11 protein-coding genes are annotated in these 12,129 nt (G+C 63.4%); 6 read left to right on the plus strand and 5 right to left on the minus strand.

What is annotated here, in order from left to right:
• Nucleotides 1-90: 90 nt before the first annotated feature.
• From DBO86_RS08330 to ggt, 4 genes are all read left to right on the plus strand, one after another.
• Nucleotides 91-1,689: a GMC family oxidoreductase gene (locus DBO86_RS08330; RefSeq protein WP_108233448.1), complete on the plus strand. Its 1,599-nt coding sequence runs from the start codon at nucleotides 91-93 to the stop codon at nucleotides 1,687-1,689.
• A 104-nt stretch (nucleotides 1,690-1,793) separates the two neighbouring features.
• Nucleotides 1,794-2,276, plus strand: a complete 483-nt coding sequence (gene coaD, locus DBO86_RS08335; protein WP_017675875.1) for a pantetheine-phosphate adenylyltransferase — start codon at nucleotides 1,794-1,796, stop codon at nucleotides 2,274-2,276.
• 197 nt (nucleotides 2,277-2,473) lie between these two features.
• The gene (locus tag DBO86_RS08340) at nucleotides 2,474-2,725 is read left to right on the plus strand and encodes a YfhL family 4Fe-4S dicluster ferredoxin (protein ID WP_003464019.1); all 252 of its coding nucleotides are present in this window, start codon (nucleotides 2,474-2,476) and stop codon (nucleotides 2,723-2,725) included.
• A 110-nt stretch (nucleotides 2,726-2,835) separates the two neighbouring features.
• Entirely contained in the window at nucleotides 2,836-4,494 is a 1,659-nt protein-coding gene (ggt, locus tag DBO86_RS08345; protein WP_108233449.1) for a gamma-glutamyltransferase, read from the plus strand.
• A 95-nt stretch (nucleotides 4,495-4,589) separates the two neighbouring features.
• On the opposite strand, the gene DBO86_RS08350 is transcribed toward ggt, so the two are convergent.
• The 5 genes from DBO86_RS08350 to DBO86_RS08370 all read right to left on the minus strand — a co-directional run bounded on the left by DBO86_RS08350 (nucleotide 4,590) and on the right by DBO86_RS08370 (nucleotide 9,405).
• Nucleotides 4,590-6,425 carry a Na/Pi cotransporter family protein gene (locus DBO86_RS08350; RefSeq protein WP_108233450.1) on the minus strand — a complete coding sequence of 612 codons (1,836 nt, stop codon included), beginning with the start codon at nucleotides 6,423-6,425 and terminating at the stop codon, nucleotides 4,590-4,592.
• Between the two features lie 79 nt (nucleotides 6,426-6,504).
• Nucleotides 6,505-6,843 (minus strand): multidrug transporter, encoded by a 339-nt coding sequence (locus DBO86_RS08355; protein ID WP_100547311.1) that lies wholly within the window; start codon nucleotides 6,841-6,843, stop codon nucleotides 6,505-6,507.
• A 76-nt stretch (nucleotides 6,844-6,919) separates the two neighbouring features.
• Complete coding sequence (locus DBO86_RS08360) at nucleotides 6,920-7,498, minus strand: lysophospholipid acyltransferase family protein (RefSeq protein WP_108233451.1); 579 nt, start codon at nucleotides 7,496-7,498, stop codon at nucleotides 6,920-6,922.
• Nucleotides 7,499-7,614: 116 nt separating this feature from the next.
• Nucleotides 7,615-8,427, minus strand: coding sequence for a bifunctional DNA-formamidopyrimidine glycosylase/DNA-(apurinic or apyrimidinic site) lyase (gene mutM / locus DBO86_RS08365; protein ID WP_074855355.1), 813 nt, complete (start codon nucleotides 8,425-8,427; stop codon nucleotides 7,615-7,617).
• A gap of 111 nt (nucleotides 8,428-8,538) precedes the next feature.
• Entirely contained in the window at nucleotides 8,539-9,405 is an 867-nt protein-coding gene (locus tag DBO86_RS08370; RefSeq protein ID WP_074855354.1) for an HDOD domain-containing protein, read from the minus strand.
• A 138-nt stretch (nucleotides 9,406-9,543) separates the two neighbouring features.
• Between DBO86_RS08370 and DBO86_RS08375 the strand changes: the two genes are divergently transcribed.
• Entirely contained in the window at nucleotides 9,544-10,743 is a 1,200-nt protein-coding gene (locus DBO86_RS08375; protein ID WP_108233452.1) for a class I SAM-dependent rRNA methyltransferase, read from the plus strand.
• A gap of 267 nt (nucleotides 10,744-11,010) precedes the next feature.
• Entirely contained in the window at nucleotides 11,011-12,129 is a 1,119-nt protein-coding gene (locus tag DBO86_RS08380; protein WP_108233453.1) for an ABC transporter ATP-binding protein, read from the plus strand.

The following is a 12,129-nucleotide window of genomic DNA, read 5'->3' on the forward strand; positions in this document are numbered from 1 at the left end:
TGTAGGAGCCGGCTTGCCGGCGATTGCTGGATCGCCGGCAAGCCGGCTCCTACCAGGGCTGCGCTGTCCATAACAACAAGAGAATTCGAAATGCCCGTACCCGATCTGTTCAAGCAAGGCCTGGCCCGCGGCTGGAAAACCCACGACGGCTCGCGCCTGGAAAACGACCTGAGCCTGGAAGCCGATGTCGCCATCGTCGGCAGCGGCGCCGGTGGTGGCACCACGGCGGAAATCCTCAGCGCGGCGGGTTACAAGGTGCTGCTGATCGAGGAAGGCCCGCTGAAGACCAGCGACGACTTCAAGATGCAGGAAGCCGACGCCTACCCGACCCTCTATCAGGAAGGCATCGGCCGCATGAGCAAGGACGGCGCCATCACCATCCTGCAGGGCCGCACGGTCGGTGGCACCACGCTGATCAACTGGACCAGCAGCTTCCGCACGCCGCCACAGACCCTGACGCACTGGGCCGAGGTGCATGGCGTGAAGGGCCATGACGTCGAGTCCATGGCGCCCTGGTTCGAGAAGATGGAGCAGCGCCTGGGCGTGGCACCCTGGGCGGTACCGCCGAATGCCAACAACGAGGTGCTGCGCAGCGGTTGCGACACGCTCGGCTATCACTGGGCGCCGATCCCGCGCAACGTGCGCGGCTGCTGGAACCTCGGTTATTGCGGCATGGGCTGCCCGACCAACGCCAAGCAGTCGATGCTGGTCACCACCATCCCCGCCACCCTCGACGCCGGCGGCGAGCTGCTCTACCTGGCGCGCGCCGACAAGCTGCTGATCGAAGGCGACAAGGTGGTCGGCATCGACTGCCTGGGCATGGACGAACGCTGCGTGGCGCCCAACGGCAAGCGCATCCGGGTCAAGGCGCGGCACTACGTGCTGGCCGGTGGCGGTATCAACACGCCCGGCATCCTGCTGCGCTCCAATACGCCCGACCCGCACCAGCGCGTCGGCCGGCGCACCTACCTGCACCTGGTGAACTTCTCCGCGGCGCAGTTCGAGCAGGTCATCAACCCCTTTTACGGTGCGCCGCAGTCGGTCTACTCGGATCATTTCCAGTGGGACGACGGCACCCGCGGGCGCCTCTCCTACAAACTGGAAGTGCCGCCGCTGCAACCGGCGCTGACCGCCACTCTGCTCGGCGACTTTGGTCGCGAGAATGCCCTGCGCATGGCGCAACTGCCGCACACCAACGTGATGCTCGCCCTGCTGCGCGACGGTTTCCACGAAGACAGCGCCGAAGGGCGCGTCGAGCTGCGGGGCGATGGCAGCCCGGTGCTCGACTACCAGATGACCGACTACACCTGGGATGGCGTGCGCCGCGCCTACCTGACCATGGCGGAAATCCAGTTCGCCGCCGGTGCCAAGGCGGTGATGCCGACCCATGCCGATGCGCGTTACGTCGGCAGTTGGAAGGAGGCCCGGGACATGATCGAGAACCTCGACCTGGCGCTGTACCGCACCCGCCTGGGCAGTGCTCACGTGATGGGCGGCTGCGCCATGGGCGAGGATGCACAGCAGGCAGTGGTCGACAGCCTGGGCCGGCACCATCACCTGGCCAACCTGTCGATCCACGACGGTTCGCTATTTCCCACCAGCATCGGCGCCAACCCCCAACTGTCGATCTACGGCCTGACCGCCAAGCTTGCGACGCTGCTGGCCGAGCGGCTGAAAAGCCCGAGCTAGACGCTACTGCCCTGGCATGGGAGAACGCAACGCAGGCCGTGGCTTGGCCGCTGGCATGCGCTGCGCTACCATCCGACTCCTTTTCGACCCGCCAGGACGTCCCGATGAATCGAGTGTTATACCCCGGCACCTTCGACCCCATCACCAAGGGCCACGGTGATCTGGTCGAACGCGCCGCGCGCCTGTTCGATCACGTTATCATCGCCGTCGCCGCCAGCCCCAAGAAGAACCCTCTGTTTTCCCTGGAGCAACGCGTCGAGCTGGCCCGCGAGGTGACCAAGCACCTGCCCAACGTCGAAGTGGTGGGTTTTTCGTCGCTGCTGGCGCACTTCGTCAAGGAGCAGAACGCCAATGTCTTCTTGCGCGGCCTGCGCGCGGTGTCGGACTTCGAATATGAATTCCAGCTGGCCAACATGAACCGCCAACTGGCGCCGGACGTGGAAAGCCTGTTCCTCACCCCGTCGGAAAAATATTCCTTCATCTCCTCGACCCTGGTGCGCGAGATCGCAGCCCTGGGCGGCGATATCACCAAGTTCGTGCACCCTGCCGTGGCCGACGCGCTGAACGAGCGTTTTCGCAAAAGCTAAGCAAGATCGACTTTTAGCAGGAGCCCCACCCCGGGGCGAAGCTTGTCTGGCGAAACTCAGATTCGCGGCGCGGCGCCGCTCCTACAGTGAGCGGTGCCTAACTGTCCAGCCTCATGGCACAAGCCGCACCAATCCGGCACAATTGCGCCATTGTTGTCTGCCAGTGTCGAAGCCTGCGCCTCGACAGGAGTTGCCCCATGTCCCTGATCATCACCGACGATTGCATCAACTGCGACGTCTGCGAACCCGAGTGCCCCAACGGCGCCATTTCCCAGGGTGAGGAGATCTACGTGATCGACCCCAACCTGTGCACCGAGTGCGTTGGCCACTACGATGAGCCGCAATGCCAGCAGGTGTGCCCGGTGGACTGCATCCCGCTCGACGAGAACAATGTCGAGAGCAAGGATGAGCTGATGCACAAATACCGCATCATCACCGGCAAGGCCTGATTCTCCCCGGGAGGCCGCCGGTCTCCCGTTTCCTCCGCGCCCATTGTGCCCCCTCGCCCGAGCGAGGCTGTTAAGCTTCCAGCCTCCTTCAGCCGCCTCAGGTAGATCGCATGTTGCGCAAACTCCTGCTATCAACCTTGCTGCTCGGCGCCAGCCTGCTGGCCCATGCCGCCCCGCAGCAACCCGCCATTGCCACCGCTCACCCCGCCGCCACAGCCGCTGCGCAGCAGATGCTCGACGCCGGCGGCAATGCCTTCGACGCCGCCGTCGCCGCCAGTGCTGCCCTGGCCGTGGTCGAACCCTACGGCTCAGGCCTTGGCGGCGGCGGCTTCTTCCTGCTGCGTACTGCCGGCGATACGCCAGGCTATGACTTCCTCGATGCGCGCGAACGCGCACCGCTGGAAGCCAAACCGAATCTGTATGTCCGCGATGGCAAGGTGCAGCGCGAGTTGTCGCTCAACGGCGCACTGGCTGCCGCCATTCCAGGGCTGCCAGCAGCATTGGTCGAGCTGGCGGAGAAGCACGGCCGTCTGCCGCTGAAAACCAGCCTGGCACCGGCAATCCACCTGGCCAACGAGGGCTTCGCGGTGGACCGTGTCTACCGCGAGCGTGCGACCTGGCGCCTGGCAGCGCTGCGTGACGATGCCGAAAGCGCCAAGCTCTTTCTTGATCGGGGCGAAATCCCCGCCGAGGGCCATCTACTGCGTCAGACGGATCTGGCTGCCACCCTGCAGGCGCTGGCCGAACATGGCCGGGAGGGTTTCTATAACGGCCCGATAGCCGAGCGCCTGATCAAAGGCGTGCGCCATGCCGGCGGTATCTGGACCGAGGATGACCTGCGTGAGTACCGTATTGCCCGCCGTGCGCCGCTACATTTCCCCCTGGAAGATGGCCGCGAGCTGATCAGCGCACCGCCGCCCTCGGCTGGCGGTATAGCCCTGGCGCAGAGCCTGGCGATTCTCGAACAACTGCCCTGGCGCGACGCCGAGCCGGTACAGCGCGTGCATTATGTGGTCGAAGCCCTGCGCCGCGCCTACCGTGACCGGGGCCTGCTCGGCGACCCGGACTTCGTCAAGAATCCGGTCGAGCAACTGCTTTCGCCTGGGCATCTGGCTGTACTGGCCGGCAGCATCGACCCCGAGCGCGCCACACCCAGCGCCAGCCTGCCGCCGGCCGGCACCTGGCACGAGGGCGACCACACCACCCACTTTGCCGTGCTCGATGCCGAAGGCAATGCTGTCGCTGCAACGCTGTCGATCAACCTGCCCTTTGGCGCCGCCTTCACCGTACCCGGCACCGGTGTACTGCTCAACGACGAGATGGACGACTTCGCCGCCGACGTGCAGGGCGCCAACGCCTACGGCCTGACCGGCAGCCAGGCCAATGCGATTGCCGGAGGCAAGCGGCCGCTGTCGTCGATGAGCCCCAGCTTTATCGAGAGCAGCGACGAGTTCGCTGCCTTCGGCACGCCGGGCGGCAGCCGTATCCCCAGCATGGTGCTGCTGTCGATGCTCGAGTACCTGGACGATCAGCCCATCGAGCGCTGGCCAGCCGTGGCACGCTATCACCACCAGTTCCTGCCCGACGTGATCGAGCACGAGCCGGACACCTTCAGCGATGAGCAGATCGCCGAGCTGCAACGGCGTGGCCATGAACTCAAGCGCCTGGATCGGCATTACGGTAATCAGCAGGTGCTGTTCTGGGACAAGGTCAGCGGCGAAGTGAAGGCCGCGAGCGATCCTCGCGGGATTGGCACAGCGACGCCTTGAAGCGCAGCGCCCGAATGTGACCGTGGCCCGGATGCAATCCGGGGAAACTGCACAACCGCTCCCGGATTTCATCCGGCTACGGGCTACGCCTTGTGTCAGGAGAGCCTGATCAGGCTCTCCTGCTCCTCACCGAACTTGCGCAATTCGCGGAACAGCGCCTGCTCGTTGCTCAGCATCAGCACGTTGCGCAGGCTCTGGAAAATACGGCTGACATAACCCAGGTCGTTCATCAGCGAGCTGGTCTGCAGGCCATCCAGACGGCCGTCGCGTACCTCGGCGAACAGGCGCTGACGAAACCTCGCATCGAAGCTCGCCGCCTGCTCATCCAACCAACGCAGGCGTGACTGCCACATTTCGTCAGGCATGTCCGAGCGTGCCAACTCACGCACCTCGTGCAGGGTGGTGAGCAAATGGCGACGCAGCTCCACATAGGCATCACGCACCGCCGAGGGTGGTGCGTCCAGATAATGGCCAAGATTCTTCTGCAGGTGCTTGGCGTCCTTGACCGCATCCACCAGTTGCAGCGCCGCCAACTGGCAACTGACCCAGAACTGCTGATGCGCTTCGTCCATGGGCAGTTCCATGCGCCCCATGAAGCTCAGCAGATCGCCATACACACCCTTGATATGGAATTGATACAAGTGCTCCGCATCGAAGCCGCCCTGCGTGGGCTTGGCCTGCAGCAGTTGCTCATCCGCCCGTGCACGCGCCAACTGATCAACCGGCAGATAGAGTGCATGGCAGATCACCTCGAGGCTCAAGCGGCCAAGGTGCCCCAGCTCCTGCACCACCGCGCAGGAGGCGGCATCCACCGAATCCAACGCCCGTTCGTTGAGGTAGCGCGCTCGCGTTCGCTCGGGCTCGGCGACTTTCTCGCTCGCCAGTTCGGTGATCAGTACCTGTGGCTCGCTACGTTCCGGCAGCCAGCGGATCAACAACTGCGCCAGACGCCCCTGCAGCGGCCAGAACAGCGCAACGCCCATGGCATTGAACAGGGTGTGGAACATCGCCAGTTGGATCAGGCTGTTTTCGCCAAGCCCCAGCGGTTCGGCCAGCGCGTGCACCAGCCAGGTCAGCGGCTCGAGCAGGATGAATGCCAGCACGCCAGTGACCACGTTGAACAGCACATGGGCCAGGGCAAGGCGCTGCCCGCTGCGGTTGCCGCCCAGCGAGCCGACGAAGCCGGTGGTCACACTGCTGCCGATATTGGAGCCAATGGCAATGGCCAGACTCTGGCTCAACTCCAGCTGACCGCCAGCCAACGCTGCGAGAGTCAGCATCAGGGTCGCATGGCTGGATTGCAGCACCACGGTGATGGCCATGCCTATTGCGGTGAACAGCAGCGCGCCGCGTAGCCCGCCTTCCTGGTATGCACTCATGTCCAGACCATCGCCAAAGCTGGCGAAGCCTTCCTTGATCTGATCGATCCCCAGGAAGATGAAGGCAACGCCTAACACGATACGCCCGGCCGCCTTGCTCTTCGCCCCGAAGAAACCGGCCAGCACACCGAACACCAGCAATGGCAAGGCCAGCGGACTGAGGCTGAGGTTCTGTCCCGCCAGCGCCAGCAACCAGATACCGCTGGTGGCGCCGAGGTTGGCGCCGAAAAGAATGGCGATGCCGCCCGCCAGTTGGATCAGCCCGGTGCTGATAAAGGCGATGGTCAGCAGCGACACCAGGGTGCTGGACTGCAGCAACAAGGTGCCGCCGACGCCGAACAACAGACTCTTGAAGGATGTCGAGGTGCTGCGCCCAAGTATCTGCTCCAGCTTGCTGCCCGCCAGTTGGCGCAAGCCCTCTTCCAGGCACTGCATGCCGAACAGGAAGATCGCCAGCCCGGCGCAGAGTTGCAGCCAGCCCTGGCTGAACCAGAACGAGGCGATCAGCCCCATTACCACCAGCAGCAATATCACCCAGCGCAGGTACTTCATCACTACCGCTTCTTCCTTTTCTCGGCGTTAAAACGTAAACGGCCCCTCGCCTCGATGAGGAGGAGAGAGGCCGCGACAATCAGTCTTGCTTGTAGCCGCTGCTGGTGCAGCCCAGGCAGCGTACGAAGGCTTCTTTGCCCGGCGCTACCACGAGGGACTGCGCTGCCTCGCCGACGTTACCGCCCAGCGCGGTGAACGGCAGGCTGACGATGAAGGCTGCAGCACCGATCGCAGTGGCGCCGATCAGCAGGGGGCGGGCGATGAGCAGATCACCAATCATGGCATAGCCCTTGGGCGCCTCGACGGTGTACAACGGATCACCACTGGCGTTCTGCTGAACCACTTCCGCTTGCGCCGATAGCGCCAGCAGGCCAGAGGTCAGCGCCAGGACAACAGCGGGGGTGCGGAACGCTTTCATGGATCGATCCTTCAGATTATTCGGGAAAGTGCCAGTAACTATAACAGCGCATTGATAATTGTCAGCGTGACGGGCGTCAATCGCCGTGAAAGGCATACTCCGGCTTTTTCGGCACGTAAGGACGAAAGAACGCCAGCATGGCTGCCAGGTCGGCTTGCTCGTCACCTGTTGGCAAAAAGGTCGGAGCGATCACCACCCGCCGATTCTGGTAATCCAGCGCGCCCAGCACTATGGGTACGCCCGCGCCCAGCGCAATATGGTAGAAGCCCATCTTCCAGCGCTCGACCTTCTTGCGCGTGCCTTCGGGCGACAGCCCCAGAATGAACTCGTCATGCTCGCGAAAGGCCTGAATGGCCTGTTCGACGGTGTTCAACTTGCGGTCCAGGCGAATCGCAATGCCGCCCCAACTGCGCATGAGGCCGCCGAAGGGCCAGCGAAAGATGCTGTGCTTGCCGAACCAGCGCGCGTTGAGGCGCAGCACGAACTTCAGCGCAATGAAGATCACGAAGTCCCAGTTGGACGTGTGGTGAGCGCCGATGGCGACGAACTTGTCGAGTTTGGGCAACTGCCCAACGATGCGCCAGCCCATGAGTTTCAGCACGCCGCGCCCCAGCCATTCGGCAGCTGGATTGCGCGGTAGATAGTTGCCGGACATCTAACACCTTCGTTTTTCTTATTTTTATGCCGTAGGGCGGGTGCAACCCGCCATTGAAATCCCGGCGGGTTTCACCCGCCCTACGACTCACCCATATCCAGCGGATCGTTATCTGCTCAGCGCTGGCACTTGGGACAGTAGACACTCGCCCGCTGGCCCAGCTTGACCTCACGTAGCGTGCTGCCGCAGACCTTGCAGAACTCGCCGCCGCGCCCGTAGGCGAACAGCTCCTGCTGGAAGTAGCCCGGCTGGCCATCGCCACCGACGAAGTCGCGCAAGGTGGTGCCGCCACGCTCGATGGCATGAGCGAGGATACGCTTGATCTCATCGGCCAGGCGCAGGTAGCGCGCCCGCGAAATCGAGCCGGCTTCGCGGCGCGGGTCGATACCGGCGGCGAACAGCGCTTCGCTGGCGTAGATATTGCCCACGCCGACGACCACGGCGTTATCCATGATGAAGGGCTTGACCGCCATGCTGCGCCCGCGCGACATCTGGAACAGACGCTCACCGTCGAACAACCCGCCCAACGGCTCAGGGCCGAGTTTGCTGAGCAATACGTGAGTCAGCGGGTCCTCACTCCACAGCAGTGCACCGAAACGCCGCGGATCGGTGTAACGCAGGGCAAGGCCGGACTCCAGCTCGATATCCACATGCTCATGCTTGGCCGCAGCCAGGCCACATTCGACCAGGCGCAGACTGCCGGACATACCCAGATGACTGATCAGACTGCCGACTTCGGCCTTGATCAGCAGGTATTTGGCGCGGCGCTCGACGCACTCGATGCGCTGACCGGACAGACGCACGTCCAGGTCTTCGGGGATGGGCCAGCGCAGACGGCGCTCACGCACGATCACGCGGCTGACGCGCTGACCCTCGAGATAGGGGGCGATACCGCGGCGGGTAGTTTCGACTTCGGGTAATTCAGGCATGGCAATACGACAGGAAAACGGCGGTGCGCCACCTTAGCAGGAGCTGCGCAGCAAGCGGTAGGGTAAGCCGCCTACCCGCTCAGTTGCCCGGCGGCGCAACCTCATGAAGACTCAGAGCACCGCCAGGTCACGGATGCTTTCGCGCAGGTTCTCGAAGTCATACTCCGACAACCCCAGATACTCGAGAATCGGCTGCGCGATGTGCTGCCACTCCATGTCGATGGCCTGCCCAGCCTGCACGCGATGCGTCTCGCAGATATGCTCGGCCATCTTGAGAATGCCCAGCAGCGTCTTCAACTGAGCGTCACACCCCGAGTCATCGCTGAAGATCGCCAAGGCGTTGTGGTGGTTGGCAATGACCTCGCAGAGGTGTTCCGGCAGACGCCAGGAACGTGCGGTGAAGTACCCCACTACAGCGTGGTTGGTGGTCAGCAGGCGATTCTCGGTATCGACCACACGCCGCTCGTCACTGGCGCTGGCGTAGGCCTCCTCCAGCACCTGCATGTAGTTGGGGAAGCGCTTGAGCATCAGCGGGATGCCACAATCGTGGAACAGCCCCAGGCTGTAGGCCTCGTCCGGCGAGTGATAGCCGAGGCGCTTGGCCAGGGTCAGGCAGGTCATCGCCACGTCCTGAGCACTGTCCCAGAAGCGGTTGAGCACCAGGATCGCTTCGTCGGTCAGCTCGCCTTTGATCGACTGCGCATTGATCAGGTTGATCACCGTGTTGCAGCCCATCAGATTGACCGCCTGCTGGATCGAAGCGATGCGGTTGGCCAGGCCGAAGTGTGGCGAGTTGACGATCTTCAGCAGCGCGCCGGACAGCCCCGGGTCCTGACTGATCAGCTTGGCGATGCTGCGCAGATCGGGGCTGGGCATGATCTGTTCCATCTGCAGATCGACCATGATCTGTGGTTGCGGCGGTACGCTGATCCCCTGCAGGACTTGCTGGATCTGTTCGGCGGTAAGTTCGTAGGTCATGAAAGAGGGATCGTGCAGGGTGAGAAGTAGCGCACAGTCTAGCCAAAGCACCGACCTGCTCGCAGTCGACTTTTGTAACCGCCGGCCCCGTGTGCAAACCGCTATAATCCCGCTCTTTTCCCCGCGGAGCCCGAACTCATGTCTTCCCTGCCCAGTCTGCGCCTGAAAGCCAACGCCGACCGACGCCTGCGCGCCGGCCACCTGTGGGTCTACAGCAACGAGATCGATGTCGCCGCCACCCCGCTGCATGGTTTTGCCGCCGGGAACCAGGCTGTTCTCGAAGCCGCTGGCGGCAAGCCGCTGGGCATCGTTGCCATGAGTCCGAACAACCTGATCTGCGCGCGCCTGCTGTCGCGCGACGTCAAGCATGTGCTGGACAAATCCCTGCTGGTGCATCGCCTCAACGTCTGCCTGTCGCTGCGCGAGCGCCTGTTCGACAAGCCCTGCTACCGCCTGGTGTACGGCGACTCCGACCTGCTGCCGGGGCTGGTGGTCGACCGTTTCTTCGACATTCTGGTGGTCCAACTGGCTTCGGCCACCATGGAGGCACACAAGGACGACGTGCTCGCCGCGCTGATCCAGGTGTGCAAACCCAGCGGCATCCTGTTCAAGAACGACTCCAGCGCGCGCGACGCCGAAGGTCTCGAACGCTACGTGGCGACTGCCTACGGCGAGGTGCCGGAGTGGGTAGCGCTGGAAGAGAACGGCGTGAAGTTCGAAGCACCGGTTATCGAAGGGCAGAAGACCGGCTGGTTCTATGACCACCGCATGAACCGCGCGCGCCTGGCGCCCTATGTCAAAGGCAAGCGCGTGCTCGACCTGTTCAGCTACATCGGCGGCTGGGGCGTGCAGGCCGCGGCCTTCGGCGCCAGCGAAGTGTTCTGCGTAGATGCTTCGGCCTTCGCCCTCGATGGCGTCGAGCGCAACGCCACGCTCAACGGTTTCGCCGAGAAAGTCACCTGCGTGGAGGGTGACGTGTTTGCCGCGCTGCGCGAACTGAAATCCGCCGAAGAACGCTTCGACGTGGTGATCGCCGACCCACCCGCCTTCATCAAGCGCAAGAAGGACATCAAGAACGGCGAGGCCGCCTACCGCCGCCTCAACGAAACCGCCATGCGTCTGCTCAACAAGGACGGCATCCTGGTCAGCGCCAGCTGCTCCATGCACCTGGAGGAAGACAACCTGCAGAACATTCTGCTGACCAGCGCGCGCCATCTGGACCGCAACATCCAGTTGCTCGAGCGCGGCGCCCAGGGCCCGGATCACCCGGTACACCCGGCCATCAATGAAACCCGCTACATCAAGAGCCTGACCGTACGCCTGCTGCCCAACAGCTGAGCAAGCTGCACCTGCCGAGTGCGTGTCGGCAGGTGCCTCTTCCCCTCTCGCTGTTACCTCCCCCCACACCCGCCTCGCATCTCGCCCAGCATCGACTAGGCTTGAACCTGCATAGCAGAGCGCTATCAGCCGGCCATCAGTCATCTGGCTTGCTTATTGCTTTTAGCTATCAACATAACGATCGCCTCCCACGAAGGAGGCGAATCGACTCAGAAGTTGGAGCCTTGGCCACGAGCTGACTCCACATTGCGGACAGCGGGGAGGACTATGACTGCGCAGGCTGGGAACGACGCGTTCCTGCGATTCACCAACGTCAAGAAGACCTACGATCACAAGACCCTGGTGGTCAAGGACTTCAACCTCAACGTGGCCAAGGGCGAGTTCATCACCCTGCTCGGCCCTTCAGGCTCAGGCAAAACCACCTGCCTGATGATGCTCGCCGGCTTCGAGGACGTAACCAGCGGCGAGATCCTGATCAACGGCCGCAACGTCACCAGCATCGCCCCCTACGCTCGCAACATCGGCATGGTCTTCCAGCAGTACGCGCTGTTCCCGCACATGACCATCCGCGAGAACCTGGCCTACCCACTGAAAATCCGCAAATTGCCCAAGGACGAGATTCGCGCCAAGGTCGAGGAGTACCTCGCCCTGGTCGAACTGCAGGCCTTCGGCGGCCGCTACCCCGCCCAGCTTTCCGGCGGCCAGCGCCAGCGCGTGGCCCTGGCCCGCGCGCTGATCTTCGCCCCGGACATCGTGCTGATGGACGAGCCGCTCGGCGCACTGGACAAGAAGCTGCGCGAGCAGATGCAGTTCGAGATCAAGCGCCTGCACGAGCAGCTCGGCTTCACCGTGATCTACGTCACCCACGACCAGACCGAAGCGCTGACCATGAGCGACCGCATCGCCGTGTTCAATAACGGCGTGGTGCAGCAATGCGCCGCGCCGCACGTGCTCTACGAACGCCCAGCCAACATGTTCGTCGCCGACTTCATCGGCGAAAGCAACAAGCTCTCCGGCGTGATCGAGGCAGTCGAGGCTGATCGCGTCCAGGTGCGCCTCGACGATGGCGGCCTGGTCCGCACGCTGAAAGCCAATTGCACCGAAGTCGGCCAGGCCACCACGGTGTCGGTACGCCCGGAAAAGCTCAATTTCACCGACCGCCTTGGCGGCGCCGGCAACCAGGTCAAGGCCCGCTTCGTCACCCGCCACTACGTCGGCGAATACATCCGCTACCACTTCGAAACCGCCAGCGGCAGCGAGCTGGTGGTGAAGAATCTGAACGACAGTTCAGCCCCGCAACTCAGCGCTCAGCAGGAAATCGCCCTCGCCTGGCTGCCGGAAGACAGCCAGGCGCTGGATCGATCGGAAGTCCCACCCCACAACTAG

Source organism: Ectopseudomonas oleovorans (assembly GCF_003052605.1).
In the GTDB taxonomy this organism is placed as follows: Bacteria; Pseudomonadota; Gammaproteobacteria; order Pseudomonadales; family Pseudomonadaceae; genus Aquipseudomonas; species Aquipseudomonas oleovorans_A.